The sequence below is a fragment of the Pseudomonas sp. P4_B3 genome (assembly GCF_056402295.1).
Genome location: NZ_JBFUHR010000011.1, coordinates 168743 through 184830, shown reverse-complemented (window position 1 = coordinate 184830; position 16088 = coordinate 168743). Strand labels below are relative to the sequence as shown.

Sequence of the window (16088 nt, the reverse complement as noted above, 5' to 3'; positions counted from 1 at the left end):
ACGGATCATGTCGATTGGCAAGCCCCTTGCTCTAGCCTGAGCATTGTCCATTGCTGGAAGCCTTCCGATGCTGGTGATTCATCGCAGAATCGACCCTCAACCCGTTTGGGCCGCCGAACTGCACCTGACGTTCGAAGCCCGCAGCAAAAGCCGTTTGCGCTGTTTCAGTGCCGAGGGCGAAGACGTCGGATTGTTTTTGGAGCGCGGCCAGCCGCCGTTGCATGACGGCGAATGCCTGCAAGCCGAAGACGGGCGAATCGTGCGTGTCTGCGCCCGCCCCGAACAATTGCTCCACGTCACCTGCGCCAATACCTTTGAACTGACCCGCGCGGCCTATCACCTGGGCAATCGCCATGTCGCCCTGCAAGTCGGCGACGGCTGGTTGCGCCTGCTCGACGATTACGTGCTCAAGGCCATGCTCGAACAACTCGGTGCCGTTGCCGTGAATATCGAGGCGCCATTCCAGCCGGAACATGGCGCCTACGGCGGTGGCCATCACCACTCGCGCCACGGCGATGAAGACTTCAACTACGCGCCGAAACTGCACCAGTTCGGCGTACGCGCATGAACCCGGCCTGGGCGCTGTTGCGTCTGGCCAGCCCGCAACTGCCGATTGGCGGCTACAGCTACTCCCAAGGGCTGGAAATGGCTGTGGATAACGGTCGCGTAAACGACCGCGACAGCGCCCGGCGCTGGATCAGCGATCAGTTGTTGTTAAACCTGGCACGCTTCGAAGCACCGTTGCTGCTCGCACATTGCCTGGCCGCCAGCGAGGACAACTGGGGTGAATTGCTGCAACGCTGCGAGGAACACCGTGCCAGTCGCGAAACCCGCGAGCTGCATCAGGAGAGCCGGCAAATGGGCTACTCCTTGCAGCAATTGCTCAATGGCTTGCCGGAACTCGACGCGCCGGCCCGTGCCTTCCTCGAACAACGCAGCGAGCCACATCTGGCTCTGGGTTGGGCCTTGGCCGCGCGCGCCTGGCAGATCAGCCCGCAGGACGCCCTGGCCGCGTGGCTCTGGAGCTGGCTGGAAAACCAATTGGCGGTGCTGATGAAGACCTTGCCATTGGGTCAGCAAGCGGCCCAGCGCCTGACCAGCGAACTGTTGCCGCTGTTGCAGCAGGCCCAGCAGGACGCCAGCCACATCCACCCCGATCACTACGGCAGCGCCGCTTTCGGCCTGTCCCTGGCGTGTATGGCCCACGAGCGCCAGTACAGCCGTCTGTTCCGCTCCTAGGGCCCCTAATTTTGGAGAATCACATGAACACACAACCCCTGCGCGTCGGCATCGGCGGCCCGGTCGGCTCCGGCAAAACCGCCCTGACCCTGGCCCTGTGCCTGGCCCTGCGCGAGCGCTACAACCTGGCCGTGGTGACCAACGACATCTACACCCGCGAAGACGCCGACTTTCTGGTGCGCAATGAAGCCCTGGCGCCGGAACGCATCATCGGCGTGGAAACCGGTGGTTGCCCGCACACGGCCATCCGCGAAGACGCCTCGATCAACCTCGAAGCCGTGGATCAACTCAATCGCCGTTTTCCGGGGCTGGATCTGATCCTGGTGGAGTCCGGTGGCGATAACCTCTCCGCCACCTTCAGCCCGGAACTGTCGGACCTGACGATCTACGTGATCGACGTCTCGGCCGGCGACAAGCTGCCACGCAAGGGCGGACCGGGGATCTGCAAATCCGACCTGCTGGTGATCAACAAGATCGACCTCGCGCCGCTAGTCGGTGCCTCGCTGGAGATGATGAACAGCGACACCCAGCGCATGCGCAACGGCAAGCCGTTTGTCTTCAGCAATCAGAAAACCGGCCAGGGTCTGGAACAGATCATCGCCTTCATCGAACGCCAGGGTTTGCTGACCGCGGCCTGATCACCACTTATCAACAAGGAAGCTTATCCATGACACTCAAACGCATTCTCGGCGCCCTGGCCCTGCTGCTGACCCCAGCCCTCGCCTTCGCCCATCCGGGACATGGCGACAACGGCTTGATCGCCGGTATCAGCCATCCGCTTGGCGGCCTCGATCACTTGCTGGCGATGCTGGCGGTCGGTCTTTGGGCCGCGCAGCAACAAGGCGCCGCACGCTGGGCGCTGCCGTGCACCTTTGTCGGCACTCTGCTGATTGGCGGGCTGTTGGGTTTTGAAGGATTGAACCTGCCGGCACTGGAGAGCGGGATTGCCGCTTCCGTGTTGGCTTTGGGGCTGGCGGTTGCCTTGGCAGTGCGTCCACCGTTGGTGATGGCGGTGGGTGCGACGGCGTTGTTTGCATTGTTTCATGGTGTCGCGCACGGGCTGGAACTGCCAGACATGTCGAGTCCCTGGACCTACGCCGCAGGCTTTGTCGCCGCGACGGCGGTGTTGCACGCGGCGGGTTATGCGCTGGTGCGGATGTTGCCGCAGGCGGCAGCGCCGCTGGTGCGATTGGCGGGTGCGGCTTCGGCGGCGACCGGGGTGTGGTTGCTGGCGGGCTGATTCCTCAGCGCCTGACCTGACCTCTTCGCGGGCAAGTCGGATCGCCGCACCGCCGCTCCCACAGGTTTTTGTGGTGTGGTTACGATCGCATGTACACCGCGAGTCCCTGTGGGAGCGGGCTTGCTCCGGGCGGCGTTCCGACGAAGGCGGCCAGACAGACACCGCATCGCTCATGCCGACCTCTCTGCTAACATGTCGCGCAATCGCCCCTGCCGTGACGACGCCAGCCAATGCCGCCTGTTTCCCGCTCTGCCTCCCAGCCTGAATTGACCGCCCTGTTCACCTCGGTGCAACAGCACTTCCTGAACGTCATCGTGCCGCTCTGGCAAGGCCCGGGCTGGAACGCCGACATGGCGTTGCCCTACGAGGCGCTGGATGCCGAACACCAACCGCTGCCACCGCAACGCTACCGGGCCATGGCCTGTGCGCGACAGCTGTATCTGTTTGCCAACCTGATCGGTCAGGTGCCGGGCGCCGAAGAGCGTGCCGCCGCGTTGTTCCGCTCGTTGCAGCGGCACTTCCACGATGCCGAGCACGGCGGCTGGTTCTACAGTGTCGATGCGCAAGGTGCGCCGCTGGATCAGCGCAAGGACCTCTACACCCACGCCTTCATCCTGTTCGCCTGCGCCCATTACTGGAACAAGGTCCGCGAGCCGCTGGTGGAGTCGGTGCTCAATGCCTCGCTGGAAGTGATTGCGCAGCGTTTCGCCACGGACGACGGTCTGTACGAAGCCACGCTCGACCGCGACTGGGCATCGCTGGACAGCGGCCCTTTGCAAAACCCGCTGATGCACCTGGCCGAAGCATTCCTCGCCACACTGCAAGTCCGTGAAGACCTCGACGTGCAACAGGCGCTCGTCGAGTTATGCACAGCCATGCACGCGCGCTTCATCGATCCGCAGCGCGGCGTGTTGATGGAAAAGCCGCTGGGGTCTGTGGATAACTGGTTTGAACCTGGGCATCAGTTCGAGTGGTATTTCCTGCTGGAATCCTCGGCGCTGTTACGCCATTCGGCGCTGCATGCCGATCTGGAGCGGGCCTTCGCCTTTACCGAGCAAATGGGCGTCGATCAGCAGACTGGCGCCGTGCGGGCGATGCTCGACTTCGCAGCGGATCACGGCGTCCGGGACGCCACGCAGCGTATCTGGGCGCAGGCCGAGTACCTGCGCGCGTTGACACTGCGACCGCACAGCGAAGCAGATGTGCTGCGCCAGTTGCAGGCGTTGCAGCAACGCTCGCTGCATGCCGGCGGCTGGTTTGAGTGCCGTGACGAGCACGGTGAAGTCAGCCGCCGCGACATGCCGTCGACCACGCCCTATCACCTGGCGACTTGTTATCGCGGGTTGGCGCAATATCTCGGCTGACTGTGTGGCGAGGGGCAATCCAATCACTCAGTCCACTTGCGATCCCCGGTAAAGCTGATGGTCAGCCATCGCGCGGCATCCGGCTTACCGAGTTTCGCGGAAATTTCCTCGCGCAAACTGTCCAGTTGCCCCACACCGTCCAGCCAGTAATCCTTCGGCAATACGATGTGAATCTCGATAAAACAGGCCCTGCCGTGTTTCTGCACGTAGGAAATGTAATCGTCGAAACCATGCTCGACCTTCGCCACCTCCATCACCTGACGCACCTTGTCGTCCAGTTGATCCGGGACGATGCCCAACACATCGCGCAATGCCGGTCCGAGGATTTTGAACGCCGGAGGAAGCATGCCCAGGGCCAGCAGAATCAGAATCATCGGATCGACATACACCGCCCACTTGTCGTAACCCTGAGTCTTGAGCAGCAGCGCGATCAGGAAACTCACCAGCAGTCCCGCCGACAGCATCGCGTCCACCAACCAACTGATGTTGTCGAACTGGATCAGCGACGACTTGAGTGTGCGATTGCGATGGCGGACGTAGAAGAAGTAAATCAGTTCAACGACGGTAAACACCGCCGCGTAGAGGATCACCAGACCGAGCTCGACCTCGCGGCCGCCACTGATGATGCCAAACACACCGTTGAGAAAGGCATAAATGGCAACCAGGAACAGGAAGCTGCCCTCGATCACCAGTACCATGGGTTCCAGGTGCCAGTAACCGAACTGGAAGCGCTGGTTGCTTTCCTTGGCGATCAGCCTGGCGGTGATCAGCATCAGGACCTTGATGAAGGCCGCGATTAACGAAAAGAAGCCATCGAACAGGATGGATTGAGCGCCCGAAACAAAACCGGTGATGATCCCGGCGAATGTCACGGCGAGCATCAGGAAGGTCGATTGTTTGAGCAGCGACTGCTCGCCTCGATTACTCACTTGATCTCCTTTAAAGCCTCTAGACCGCCGGGTGCGGCGGATTGCTTGAGGGAGGAGTCTAGCTGAAGCTTTGTGTCGCCTGAGCCGGCCCCTTCGCGAGCAGGCTCGCTCCCACAGGTTCAATGCGATCCATGTGGGAGCGAGCCTGCTCGCGAAAGGCCGTTACTCGGTCTTAAGACTTGCGCTCGATAGCAAACCCGGACCAGGTCTGACTCACCGGCATCAGCTCCAGGCTGTTGATGTTGATGTGCGCCGGGGCATTGAGCACCCAGAAGATTGTTTCGGCGATGTCTTGCGGCTGAATCGGCTCGGCGCCGGCGTAAGTGGCGTTGTAGCGCTCCTGGTCACCGGCAAAACGCACCAGCGAGAACTCACTCTCGCACAGGCCCGGCTCGATGTTGCTGACCCGTACGCCCGTGCCTTGCAGGTCGCAGCGCAGGTTCAGCGAGAACTGTTTGACGAACGCCTTGGTCGCGCCATACACGTGGCTGCCCGGGTACGGGTAGTTGCCGGCGATGGACCCCAGGTTGACGATACCGGCACCACGACCGTGGGCAATCAGGCGTGGCAGCAGCAGACGGGTGCTGTACATCAGGCCTTTGACGTTGGTATCGACCATGGTGTCCCAATCGTCCAGGTCGCACTTGGGCGCCGGATCAACGCCCAGGGCCAGGCCGGCGTTGTTGATCAACCCGCGCAGTTTGGCGAAGGATGGCGGCAGACTGGCAATCGCCTCTTCCATGGCCTTGCGATCACGCACATCGAGCACCAGACCATGGACTTCGGTCTGCTTCGACAGCTCGGCGCATAGCGCATTGAGGCGCTCCTCACGACGGCCTGTCAGCACCAGTTTCCAGCCGGCCTCGGCAAAACGACGGGCACAGGCTTCACCAAAACCGGAGGTCGCGCCGGTAATAAACAGGGTGTTGGACATCGTGTTCTCCTTGCTTCGGCTGACGCTCAGCCATTGGAATAGAAAATCAGCAGGCAGCATGCCCGGCCTTGTTCACAGCGGCAACCACCGCTCAAACTGTTCAAAAAACGTACAACCCCGGCAAGCCCTTGACCAGCGTGGCCTGCAGCCATGTGCGCGCACGTTATCCACAGGCCGGTCCACAGTCTCTGGGGGCAAGTGGAAAAGCTGCAAGCCGCTATCCACAAGGCTTTGCGCGGGGTTTTGAAACTTTTTTGCTTGACCCTCAACCGCCTGCTGTGTAGCCCTTGGCCATTTTCATGACTGACGGGTCAAACCGACGATGGCGCCAAGCCAGTAACCACGGCCTTCAGCCGAGTCTTTCCAGAGTTTAATCACAGACTTATCCACAGGCTTGTCCACGCCGATTTCATGCATTTTCATCCCGAACAAAAAGGTTGACAAAGCGGCCTGCAAGCTGAGCAAAAACGCCTGATCAAAAAACAACCACACCTCTGCAAGCCACGGTTTAAAAGGCGTCCAGCCAGCTACTCCCACGTTATTCACAGCCGGTTCCACAGCAAACGGGGACAAGTCAAAACTGTGACAAAACAACTATTTGCAGCGGCTTTATGTCGCGCTTTGCGAGCTTGGGAATATTGTTTTCCACAATTTTACTTTACGTCACATCGCCGCTCTTGTAGGAGCTGCCGAAGGCTGCGATCTTTTGATCTTGACCTTTCAAAACAAGATCAAAAGATCGCAGCCTCGTTTCACTCGACAGCTCCTACCACGGCCTTTACAGAGCGGGCATAAAAAACGCCCTGACACTGAGAGCGGCAGGGCGTTTTTTAACGCTGAGGATCAATGCCCGCCGAGATAGGCGTTACGTACGTCCTCGTTGACCAGCAACTCCTTGCCGGTACCAGTCATGCGGATTTCGCCGTTGACCATCACGTACGCCCGGTCCGACAACCGCAGGGCGTGGTTGGCGTTCTGCTCCACCAGAAAGATGGTCATGCCGGTCTTGGCCAGTTCCCGCAGGGTGGCGAAGATCTGCTTCACCACGATCGGCGCCAGGCCCAGGCTCGGCTCATCCAGTAGCAACAACTTGGGCCGGCTCATCAGGGCACGGGCGATGGCGAGCATTTGCTGCTCGCCACCGGACATGGTCATCGCCCGCTGGGTACGCCGCTCTTCGAGCCGCGGGAACAGCTCGAACATGCGTTGCATGTCTTCCTTTGCGTACTTGTCACCGATAGGGATGGTGCCCATTAGCAGGTTCTCCTCGACGGTCATGTCGGGAAACACCCGCCGCCCTTCCGGCGATTGCGCGATGCCGTTGGAGGCGATGTAGTGGGACGACTTGTGGGTGATGTCCACGCCCTGGTAGAGGATCTGCCCGTCGGCGGCCCGTGGCTGGCCGAAGATCGACATCAGCAGGGTCGACTTGCCGGCACCGTTGGAGCCGATCAGGCTGACGGTTTCCCCTTCGTTGATGTGCAGCGAGACTTTCTTCAGGGCCTGGATCGGCCCGTAAAACACATCCAGTTCCTTGAGTTCGAGGATGGGTTGACTCATAGCACCACTTCCTCTTCATCGGCGCCCAGGTAGGCCGCAATCACTTTCGGATCGTTACGAATCGCTTCAGGCCCGCCTTCGGCGATGACAACGCCGTGGTCCAGCACCACAATGTGGTCGGAAATGCTCATTACCATGCCCATGTCGTGCTCGATCAGCACCACGGTCAGATCGTGCTCGTCGCGCAGCAGCCGGATCATCGCGCTCAGCGCTTCGGTTTCCTGGGGGTTGAGGCCGGCGGCCGGCTCGTCGAGGCAGATGATCTGCGGACGGGTGCACATGGCCCGGGCGATTTCCAGGCGGCGTTGCTGGCCGTAGGACAGCTCACCGGCCAGACGGTTGGCGCAATCCACCAGGTCCACCACCTCCAGCCAGTAGAACGCGTGGTCCAGCGCATCGCTTTCAGCCTTGCGATAGCCCTTGGTGTTGAGGATGCCGGCCAGCATGTTGCGGTTAACCCACATGTGCTGTGCCACCAGCAGGTTTTCCAGCACCGACATTTCCTTGAACAGGCGAATGTTCTGGAAGGTCCGCGCCAGCCCGGCACGGTTCACCAGGTGGGTGCCGCCGAATGCCTTGTAGAACAGCCGACTGGCGAAGGATTTCGGCGAAACGAAATCCGTTGGTTTGAACGATTCGCCCAGCAATTTGATGACGTTGGTCTGCTGACCGCGCACGTTGAGTTCGATCTTGCCACCGGAGGCCTTGTAGAACCCGGTCAGGCAGTTGAACACCGTAGTCTTGCCGGCGCCGTTGGGGCCGATCAGGGCGAAGATCGAATTGCGTTTGACCTTCAGGCTGACATCGTTCAACGCCTTGATGCCGCCGAAGTGCATCATCAGCTTTTCGACACTGAGTACGACTTCGCTCATGGCGCTACTCCTTTACGCGGGGTCACACCGGTACGGCTGATCCGAATCAGGCCGCGCGGTCGCCAGATCATCATCAACACCATCAGGATGCCGAACAGCAACACACGATACTCCGCGAAGCCACGCAGCAGTTCCGGGGCGACGGTCAGCACGAAGGCTGCCATCACTACGCCGATGGTCGAACCCATACCGCCCAGTACCACAATGGCAAGGATCAGGGCCGATTCGAAGAAGCTGAACGAGGTCGGGTTGACGAAGCCCTGGTAGGTGGCGAAGAACACACCGGCCAGACCGGCCGTCGAAGCACCGATGGTGAACGCCGAGAGCTTCACCAGCACGTGGTTCAGGCCCATGGAGCGGCAGGCGATTTCGTCTTCACGCAAGGCTTCCCATGCGCGGCCGACCGGCATACGGGTCAAGCGGTGTTTGATGTACAACACGGCCAGCACGACCATGAACAACACCGCGTAGATGAAGTAGTACTTCACGTCGGGGTTGTAGGCGATGCCGAAGAACTCGTGAAACGGCACACCACCGTCTTTCGCCCGTTTGCCGAACTCCAGACCGAAGAACGTTGGCAGCGGCGCAGGCATACCGTTCGGACCACCGGTCAGCGACAACCAGTTGTTGAGGATCAAGCGAATGATTTCACCGAAGCCCAGGGTCACGATTGCCAGGTAGTCACCGTGCAGACGCAAAACCGGGAAGCCAAGGATGCAACCCGCAAGGCCGGCGGTGATCGCCGCCAGTGGCAGCACCGTCCAGAAGCCCAGCCCAAGATACTGGTAACCAAGCGCCAAACCATAGGCACCGATGGCGTAGAACGCCACGTAACCCAGGTCGAGCAGGCCGGCCAGGCCCACCACGATGTTCAGCCCCAAACCGAGCAACACATAGATCAACCCGAGGATGACCACGCCCAGCAGGTAGGAGTTGGAGAAAAACGGAAACACCACGGCAATGACGATCATCAACGGGATGATCCAGCGCAAGCGGGATTTGTAATCGGGTGGCAGTACATGAACCCCGGAGCCAGTGGTTTCAAACCCTTCGAGAATTCTCAAACCCTTGGGTGTTTGCAGGAACAGGCTCAAAGCAAAGCGGCCAGCCATGACGATGGCGACAATCCACGCCACTCGCGTTGGTTGCAGGTTGAAGCCATAGCCGTCGAGGACGATGCCGACAATCGGACCAAATACGATGAGCGCTACAAGGCCGGCAAGAATCGCGTCAACCAGACTTCTTTTGATATCAATGGTTTTTTTAGTGGTTGAAGACATCGCTTACACCTTCGACACAAGAGGACGGCCGAGCAGGCCTTGAGGCCGAAAGACCAGAACGAGAACAAGCAACGAGAAGCTGAAAACGTCTTTGTAGTCGGAGTTGACCAGACCGGAAAACAGCGACTCGGAGATCCCCAGAATGATCCCGCCAAGCATCGCACCCGGCAGCGAGCCGATCCCGCCGAGTACCGCTGCGGTGAACGCCTTGATGCCGATGACGAAACCTGCGTAGAAGTCGAACGTGCCGTAGTTCATGGTGATCAGCACGCCGGCCAACGCCGCCATCGCGGCACCAATGATGAACACGTAGGAAATGATGCGATCGGTGTTGATCCCCAGGATCGAGGCCATCTTGCGGTCTTGCTGGGTTGCGCGGCACATGCGGCCGAGCTTGGTGTACTTGATGACATAGGTCAGCAGGCCCATCCCGACAAACGCTGCGACCAGAATGAAGATCTTGGTGTAAGTGAGCTGGACGAAGCCGGTCCCGACTTCTACTCGCAATGCACCAGTCAACAGCGTCGGAACGCCTTGTTGGCGGGCACCCTGGGCGATCTGTGCATAGTTTTGCAGGATCAGCGAGATCCCGATGGCGCTGATCAGCGGTGCCAGTCGGGTGGAGTTACGCAGGGGTTTGTAGGCAACACGCTCGATGACCCAGCCATACACCGCCGTGACCACGATGGTGAAGATCAGTGTGCCGAGCATCAACAGAGGGAAGGATTCAATACCGAAGTATGCCAGCAGAGCCAGACTGATTGCCGCGAGGTAAGCGGAAATCATGTAAACCTCGCCGTGGGCGAAGTTGATCATGCCGATGATGCCATAGACCATTGTGTAGCCGATGGCGATCAGGCCATAGACCGACCCGAGGGTCAGGCCGTTGACCAGTTGCTGCAGGAAAATACCATCCATAACGCAATCTCACGCAATGAGAACCTGCACATGTGGCTGTGCGGTTCTTCTAAGGAAAATACAGATTTACGTCGGAGCAATGTCGGCCACGATCAGAAAGGCCACCACAACCCTTGTAGGAGCTGGCTTGCCTGCGATAGCGGTTAAACATTCAACAAAGTTGTCGACTGCCAGTCCGTCATCGCGAGCAAGCTCGCTCCTACAAGGGATCTGTGGGGTTCATCCGATCGAGCCAGCCCTTACTTCTGTTTTTCCAGCTGGTGGTACTTGCCGTCCTTGTCCCACTGGTAAACCACGTAGTCGGAGACTTTCAGGTCGCCCTTGCTGTCCCAGGTCTTCTCGCCCATGACGGTTTTGACCGGGTTGGCTTTCAGCCATTTGGCAGCGTCTTCGCCCTTGTTGGACTTGGCGCCATTGAAGGCAGCGGCCAAGGTCTGGACCGAAGCGTAAGCGTAGAGGGTGTAGCCTTCAGGCTCGGTACCGGCCTTGCGGAATGCGTCTACCACGGTCTTGCTGTCCGGCAGCAGGCGCGGGTCGGCACCGAAGGTCATCAGCACGCCGTCGACGTATTGCGGGCCCCCAGCGGTGGTCACCAGTTCGTCGGTCACGATGCCGTCGTCGGACATGAATGTCACGTCTTTGAGGCCTTCGGTACGCAGTTGTTTAACCAGTGGACCGGCCTCTGGGTGCAGACCGCCGAAGTAGACCACGTCGGCACCGGCCGCACGGATCTTGGTCACCACGGCGCTGAAGTCTTTCTCGCCGCGGGTCAGGCCTTCGTACAACACCGGCGTTACGCCGCGCTTGACCAGTTGCGCTTTGGTGGCGTCCGCCAAACCTTGGCCGTAGGTGTCTTTGTCGTGCAGCACGGCGACTTTCTTGCCCTTGAGCACGTCGACGATGTAGTCACCAGCCACGATGCCTTGCTGGTCGTCACGCCCGCACATACGGAACATGGCGCTCAGGCCGCGCTCGGTCACCTTTGGGTTGGTGGAACCCGGGGTGATCGTGATGATGCCCGCTTCGTCGTAGATCTCGGAGGCCGGGATGGTCGACGAGGAGCAGAAGTGACCGACCACGCCGGCGACTTTCTGGTTGGTCAGGTCCTTGGCGACTGTCACAGCCTGCTTCGGCTCGCAGGCGTCATCGCCCTTGACCAGTACGATTTTTTCCCCGTTCACGCCGCCCGATGCGTTGACCGCGTCGGCCGCCGCCTGTGCACCCTTCATGTACTGTTCGCCAAATGCCGCGTTGGCGCCCGTCATTGGTCCCGCTACACCGATCTTGATGTCAGCCTGAGCAAACGCAGAAACACCCAGCGCAGTTGCCACTGCGAGGGCCAGAAAGCCTTTCTTGTAAAACGTCTGGGACATGAGGTGGTGCTCCATGGTTTTTTTTAATTGGCACTGCGACTTCACTGAATGCTCAGAGCAAGGGCCGTGCCATCGGTTTTTTATTCTGAAAAAAGTCGCTGCTTTCTTGTTATTTCGACTGTTTCGGGCCCATTTTCATTGGGCGTGCAACCGTCTAAACCGCGGAAGGTAGAACCATTATTTTTTTGAGGCGCAACCCGCCTGCGCCATCATTGCAACCGCGGCTTTAAACGACGTGCAACCAGCCTGTAACAACGTGCGTCACCGAAGTGCACACTGCTGGTGCGAGACTGCTACAACCCGCACCACTACAGGCTAGCTGCAGATCGAAAAAGCGCCGCTTCCTACGGCAAAAATCAACCTTCAGATCACGATCCGAAGGCACTGGCCTGCGTGATACAGCGAGAATCCCGCCTCATACAGACAGCTGCGCAACCCCACCCCGGCCAACGGCTGCATGGGCGCGAAAGGAATCGGTAGTGCTTGAGGATTTCCGTTACACAGGTAATCGGCAAAGGCCTTGCCGACCACCGTTCCCGTGGTCACGCCCCGCCCGTTGTAACCGGTGACTGCCACCAAACCGGGCGCCGGTTCGAACAGGCGCATCAAATGATCGGGGGTGAAGGCGATGCAGCCGGTCCAGGTGCACTCCCACTCCACCGGTTTGAGGTACGGGAAATAGTGCTGCTGCACCCGGTCGGCCCAGGCCTTGAGAAACCAGGCTGGTTTCTGATTGCCATTACCGAGACTGCCCAGCAGCAGGCGTCCGTCTTTATCCCGACGAATACTACTCAAGACCTGGCGGGTGTCCCAGGAACCCTGGCCGCCGGGAAGAATTTGCCGGGCGGCTTCGTCGGTCAGCGGGACCGAGGCCACCTGGTAGTAATAACCGGGGAAAAAATTGCGCCGCAGTTCCGTCCAGTCGCCTTCGGTGTAGGCATTGGAGGCAATCACCACTTTCTCGGCCATGACCGAGCCCTGGGCGGTTTGCACAGACCAGCGCTGGCCCTGACGCTCAAGTCGGGTGACCGGGGAGTGATCGTATAATTGACCGCCCAGGCCGATGGCCGCTTTGGCCAGCCCCGTGGTATAGGCCATCGGGTTGAGCGTGCCGGCGCGGCGATCGAGCAGCGCGGCGGCGATCTTTTTGGTGCCCGTCGCTTGCTCGCAAGCCTGGCCAGTCAACAACTCCACCGGCGCCCCGCGGCGTTTCCATTGTTCTTCACGACTGCGCAAGTCAGCTTCGCCACGGGCGTTGTGCGCCATGTGCAGCGTGCCTTCGCGGCGCAACTGGCAATCGATGTTGTACTTGTCCACAAGGCTGAACACCAGGGATGGCGCCGCCCCAAGCATGCGGTTGAGCTGGCTGCCAACCTCCTTGCCAAACCCGGCTTCGATCTCGTCCGGGGGAATCCACATCCCGGCATTGACCAGCCCGACGTTACGCCCCGAACCACCGTGGCCGGCGCGATGGGCCTCCAGTACACAAACGGTCTTGCCTTGCTCCAGCAGATGCACCGCCGCCGACAAACCGGTAAAACCGGCGCCGATGACGCAGACATCCACCGTGATCTCACCCTTGAGGGCCGAATTGTCCGGCCTTTGCGGCGTCAGTTTTTCCCACAGACACTCTTCGCGTAACGGCATTGCCAGACTCCAACAGAAACCTAACCCACCTCGTTGTCGCCGCCAAAAGATCGCAGCCTGCGGCAGCTCCTACAAAATCGCAGCCAGTCACAGTCCTGTAGGAGCTGCCGAAGGCTGCGATCTTTCCAGCTTCACAATCAATACTTAATCGAACGTAATACCCTGCGCCAACGGCAATTCCAGCGAATAGTTCACGGTGTTGGTCTGGCGGCGCATGTAGCCGCGCCATGCATCGGAGCCGGACTCACGACCACCGCCGGTTTCTTTCTCGCCACCAAATGCACCACCAATTTCAGCGCCGCTCGGGCCGATATTGACGTTGGCGATGCCACAGTCGCTGCCCACCGCCGACATGAACTGCTCGGCTTCACGCACGTCGGTGGTGAAGATGCACGAGGACAGGCCTTGTGGCACAGCATTGTTCAGGCGCAGGGCTTCCTGGAAATCGCTGTAGCCGACCACGTACAGGATCGGGGCGAAGGTTTCGTGGCAGACCACATCGCTCTGCTCCGGCATTTCGACGATGGCCGGCGACACGTAGTAGGCATTGGGGAACTTGTCTTCCAGCTGACGTTTGCCGCCGAACACCCGGCCGCCTTCGCTCAGGGCTTGTTCCAGCGCGTCCTGCATGTTGTCGAAGCTTTGCTTGTCGATCAGCGGGCCGACCAGATTGCCTTCCAGCGGATGGCCGATACGTACTTTCGAGTACGCGGCTTTCAGGCGGGTTACGATTTCTTCTTTCACCGATTCATGGGCGATCAGGCGACGCAGAGTGGTGCAGCGCTGACCGGCGGTGCCGACGGCGCTGAACAGGATCGCGCGAACGGCCATGTCCAGGTCGGCGCTTGGGCCGAGGATCATTGCGTTGTTGCCGCCCAGCTCCAGAATGCTGCGGGCGAAACGTGCGGCGATTTTCGGCGCCACTTCACGGCCCATGCGGGTACTGCCGGTGGCGCTGACCAGCGCGACACGCGGATCATCGACCAGGGCTTCGCCGGCATCGCGACCGCCAATGACCACCTGGCTCAGGTGCGGTGGAGCATCGCTGAAGTTCTTCAGCACACGATCGAACAGCGCCTGGCAAGCCAGTGCGGTCAGCGGAGTCTTTTCCGACGGTTTCCAGATCACCGGGTTGCCGCAGACCAGCGCCAGCGTGGCGTTCCAGGCCCAGACCGCAACCGGGAAGTTGAACGCACTGATCACCCCGACAACGCCCAGCGGATGCCAGGTTTCGCGCATGTGGTGGCCAGGACGCTCGGAAGCGATGGTCAAACCGTACAGCTGACGGGACAGGCCGACGGCGAAGTCGCAGATATCGATCATTTCCTGAACTTCACCCAGGCCTTCCTGGGTGATCTTGCCGGCTTCCCACGACACCAGCTCGCCGAGGTCGGCCTTGTATTCACGCAGGATGTCACCCAGTTGCCGCACCAGTTCGCCACGGCGCGGTGCCGGGACCTTGCGCCACAGTTCGAACGCATGATCTGCGCGACTGATGTGCTGCTCGACTTCAGCAGCGCCTTCCCAGTTCACGGCGGCGATCCTGCTGCCATCGATGGGCGAATGCACCGGCACTTTGCCATTCTGGTACAGGGCCGGGTTCACACCTAGACGATCAAGCAATGCGGCAACCATGAGTCACTCCTCAAGCAAAAGACAGAACACGTGCAGCCGGAAATTCACGGCTGATCAGACCTGTAGTTTTAGCTGCCCGGAGGTTACTCAACAAACGACCTTTAAGAGAGATATCATTCCGTTTATTCATGCTGTGCATTGCTGGCAATAAGAAACAAGAACCAAGGACCGCCCATGCTGAATAAACGCTACTTGCCATCGATCGCTGCGTTGCAGTGCTTCGAGGCCGTCACCCGGCATTTGAGCTTCACCCGGGCCGCCGAAGAGTTGAACCTGACCCAAAGCGCCGTGAGCAAACAGGTCGCGCAACTCGAAGAGCTGTTGCAACACCTGCTGTTTCGCCGGGTGCGCCGCCGCCTGCAGATGACGCCGGCCGGTGATCTGTATCTGGTTGAGGTGCGAAAAATCCTCACGCAGGTCGAGATGTCGACCCATTACCTGCGTTCCTACGGTGGCGAAACAGAAGTCCTGCGGGTTTCGACGCCTCCCACCTTCGGCGCACGCTGGCTGGTGCCGCGCCTGAAAGGCTGGCGCCTGCGGCACCCGTCGATCCACCTGGACCTGTGCAGCGAACAGGAAGCCGACGATCTGCTGCAAGGTCGCAGCGACCTGGCGTTCTACTTCGGCCAGGGCTCGCGGCCGGGCACCGAATGCCTGAAGCTGTTCGGCGAAGAGCTTGTTCCTGTATGTGCTCCGGGCAGCTTGCCTGCCCAACCGTTCACCGATCCGACGCAACTGTCCGATCTGGTACTGCTGCAAAACGCCTCCCGCCCCCAGGCCTGGCACGACTGGTTCGAGCATCAGGGCTACCACACCGAGCACAGCTACCACGGCCCGCGTTTCGAAACCTTTTATATGTGCATCCGCGCCGCCCAGGTCGGTTGCGGCGTTGCGTTGTTGCCACGCTTTCTGGTGGAAGAGGAACTGGCTGACGGCAAACTGGTCATTCCCTGGCAGCATGCAATGCCCAGCAGCGATGCCTATTACCTTGCCTACCCTGAACACTCGGCGGAAGTGCCCAAGGTGCGGGACTTTGTGAAGTGGATGCTGGAGCAGATCGATAGCCCGGATGCGGTGCCGCATTAAGCCCTCCCACA

The 16088-nt window shown here is 60.1% G+C and carries 16 protein-coding genes; 6 read left to right on the top strand and 10 right to left on the bottom strand.

What is annotated here, in order from left to right; genetic code table 11:
• Positions 1 to 67 precede the first annotated feature (67 nt).
• The 5 genes from ureE to AC1DWG_RS15180 all read left to right on the top strand — a co-directional run bounded on the left by ureE (position 68) and on the right by AC1DWG_RS15180 (position 3843).
• Positions 68 to 568: an urease accessory protein UreE gene (gene ureE, locus AC1DWG_RS15200; RefSeq protein ID WP_477763644.1), complete on the top strand. Its 501-nt coding sequence runs from the start codon at positions 68 to 70 to the stop codon at positions 566 to 568.
• Positions 565 to 1239, top strand: coding sequence for an urease accessory protein UreF (locus AC1DWG_RS15195; RefSeq protein ID WP_477763645.1), 675 nt, complete (start codon positions 565 to 567; stop codon positions 1237 to 1239). Before ureE ends, AC1DWG_RS15195 begins: the two co-directional genes overlap by 4 nt.
• 23 nt (positions 1240 to 1262) lie before the next feature.
• The gene (gene ureG / locus AC1DWG_RS15190; protein ID WP_007979691.1) at positions 1263 to 1877 is read left to right on the top strand and encodes an urease accessory protein UreG; all 615 of its coding nucleotides are present in this window, start codon (positions 1263 to 1265) and stop codon (positions 1875 to 1877) included.
• A gap of 29 nt (positions 1878 to 1906) precedes the next feature.
• Positions 1907 to 2479: a HupE/UreJ family protein gene (locus AC1DWG_RS15185; protein ID WP_477763646.1), complete on the top strand. Its 573-nt coding sequence runs from the start codon at positions 1907 to 1909 to the stop codon at positions 2477 to 2479.
• A 230-nt stretch (positions 2480 to 2709) separates the two neighbouring features.
• Positions 2710 to 3843: an AGE family epimerase/isomerase gene (locus AC1DWG_RS15180; RefSeq protein WP_477763647.1), complete on the top strand. Its 1134-nt coding sequence runs from the start codon at positions 2710 to 2712 to the stop codon at positions 3841 to 3843.
• Positions 3844 to 3866: 23 nt separating this feature from the next.
• Here AC1DWG_RS15180 and AC1DWG_RS15175 read toward each other — a convergent pair whose 3' ends face one another.
• The 10 genes from AC1DWG_RS15175 to amaB all read right to left on the bottom strand — a co-directional run bounded on the left by AC1DWG_RS15175 (position 3867) and on the right by amaB (position 14991).
• Entirely contained in the window at positions 3867 to 4772 is a 906-nt protein-coding gene (locus AC1DWG_RS15175; RefSeq protein ID WP_477763648.1) for a cation diffusion facilitator family transporter, read from the bottom strand.
• Positions 4773 to 4944: 172 nt separating this feature from the next.
• On the bottom strand, positions 4945 to 5706 hold the full coding sequence (locus tag AC1DWG_RS15170; protein WP_477763649.1) for an SDR family oxidoreductase: 762 nt from the start codon (positions 5704 to 5706) through the stop codon (positions 4945 to 4947).
• 297 nt (positions 5707 to 6003) lie between these two features.
• Positions 6004 to 6252 (bottom strand): hypothetical protein, encoded by a 249-nt coding sequence (locus AC1DWG_RS15165; protein WP_477787954.1) that lies wholly within the window; start codon positions 6250 to 6252, stop codon positions 6004 to 6006.
• 297 nt (positions 6253 to 6549) lie between these two features.
• Positions 6550 to 7266: an ABC transporter ATP-binding protein gene (locus AC1DWG_RS15160; RefSeq protein WP_477753479.1), complete on the bottom strand. Its 717-nt coding sequence runs from the start codon at positions 7264 to 7266 to the stop codon at positions 6550 to 6552.
• Complete coding sequence (locus AC1DWG_RS15155; protein ID WP_477753480.1) at positions 7263 to 8138, bottom strand: ABC transporter ATP-binding protein; 876 nt, start codon at positions 8136 to 8138, stop codon at positions 7263 to 7265. Before AC1DWG_RS15155 ends, AC1DWG_RS15160 begins: the two co-directional genes overlap by 4 nt.
• Positions 8135 to 9418, bottom strand: coding sequence for a high-affinity branched-chain amino acid ABC transporter permease LivM (gene livM, locus AC1DWG_RS15150; protein WP_477753481.1), 1284 nt, complete (start codon positions 9416 to 9418; stop codon positions 8135 to 8137). Before livM ends, AC1DWG_RS15155 begins: the two co-directional genes overlap by 4 nt.
• Before the next feature lie 3 nt (positions 9419 to 9421).
• Positions 9422 to 10336, bottom strand: a complete 915-nt coding sequence (locus AC1DWG_RS15145; RefSeq protein WP_223462544.1) for an ABC transporter permease subunit — start codon at positions 10334 to 10336, stop codon at positions 9422 to 9424.
• Between the two features lie 239 nt (positions 10337 to 10575).
• Positions 10576 to 11709 carry a branched-chain amino acid ABC transporter substrate-binding protein gene (locus AC1DWG_RS15140; protein WP_477763651.1) on the bottom strand — a complete coding sequence of 378 codons (1134 nt, stop codon included), beginning with the start codon at positions 11707 to 11709 and terminating at the stop codon, positions 10576 to 10578.
• A 363-nt stretch (positions 11710 to 12072) separates the two neighbouring features.
• Complete coding sequence (gene amaA, locus AC1DWG_RS15135; protein ID WP_477763652.1) at positions 12073 to 13356, bottom strand: L-pipecolate oxidase; 1284 nt, start codon at positions 13354 to 13356, stop codon at positions 12073 to 12075.
• Between the two features lie 144 nt (positions 13357 to 13500).
• On the bottom strand, positions 13501 to 14991 hold the full coding sequence (gene amaB, locus AC1DWG_RS15130; RefSeq protein ID WP_477763653.1) for an L-piperidine-6-carboxylate dehydrogenase: 1491 nt from the start codon (positions 14989 to 14991) through the stop codon (positions 13501 to 13503).
• Between the two features lie 174 nt (positions 14992 to 15165).
• On the opposite strand from amaB, the gene AC1DWG_RS15125 reads away from it, so the two are divergent.
• Positions 15166 to 16077 carry a LysR family transcriptional regulator gene (locus AC1DWG_RS15125; protein ID WP_477763654.1) on the top strand — a complete coding sequence of 304 codons (912 nt, stop codon included), beginning with the start codon at positions 15166 to 15168 and terminating at the stop codon, positions 16075 to 16077.
• Positions 16078 to 16088 lie beyond the last annotated feature (11 nt).

What these genes read in the sequence shown, in the direction of transcription:
- AC1DWG_RS15125 (WP_477763654.1), top strand. Translation starts at nt 15,166, where the DNA reads ATGCTGAATAAACGCTACTTGCCATCGATCGCTGCGTTGCAGTGCTTC.
- AC1DWG_RS15180 (WP_477763647.1), top strand. Translation starts at nt 2,710, where the DNA reads ATGCCGCCTGTTTCCCGCTCTGCCTCCCAGCCTGAATTGACCGCCCTG.
- AC1DWG_RS15185 (WP_477763646.1), top strand. Translation starts at nt 1,907, where the DNA reads ATGACACTCAAACGCATTCTCGGCGCCCTGGCCCTGCTGCTGACCCCA.
- amaA (WP_477763652.1), bottom strand. Translation starts at nt 13,356, where the DNA reads ATGCCGTTACGCGAAGAGTGTCTGTGGGAAAAACTGACGCCGCAAAGG.
- AC1DWG_RS15145 (WP_223462544.1), bottom strand. Translation starts at nt 10,336, where the DNA reads ATGGATGGTATTTTCCTGCAGCAACTGGTCAACGGCCTGACCCTCGGG.
- ureG (WP_007979691.1), top strand. Translation starts at nt 1,263, where the DNA reads ATGAACACACAACCCCTGCGCGTCGGCATCGGCGGCCCGGTCGGCTCC.
- AC1DWG_RS15170 (WP_477763649.1), bottom strand. Translation starts at nt 5,706, where the DNA reads ATGTCCAACACCCTGTTTATTACCGGCGCGACCTCCGGTTTTGGTGAA.
- livM (WP_477753481.1), bottom strand. Translation starts at nt 9,418, where the DNA reads ATGTCTTCAACCACTAAAAAAACCATTGATATCAAAAGAAGTCTGGTT.
- AC1DWG_RS15195 (WP_477763645.1), top strand. Translation starts at nt 565, where the DNA reads ATGAACCCGGCCTGGGCGCTGTTGCGTCTGGCCAGCCCGCAACTGCCG.
- AC1DWG_RS15160 (WP_477753479.1), bottom strand. Translation starts at nt 7,266, where the DNA reads ATGAGTCAACCCATCCTCGAACTCAAGGAACTGGATGTGTTTTACGGG.
- ureE (WP_477763644.1), top strand. Translation starts at nt 68, where the DNA reads ATGCTGGTGATTCATCGCAGAATCGACCCTCAACCCGTTTGGGCCGCC.
- amaB (WP_477763653.1), bottom strand. Translation starts at nt 14,991, where the DNA reads ATGGTTGCCGCATTGCTTGATCGTCTAGGTGTGAACCCGGCCCTGTAC.
- AC1DWG_RS15155 (WP_477753480.1), bottom strand. Translation starts at nt 8,138, where the DNA reads ATGAGCGAAGTCGTACTCAGTGTCGAAAAGCTGATGATGCACTTCGGC.
- AC1DWG_RS15140 (WP_477763651.1), bottom strand. Translation starts at nt 11,709, where the DNA reads ATGTCCCAGACGTTTTACAAGAAAGGCTTTCTGGCCCTCGCAGTGGCA.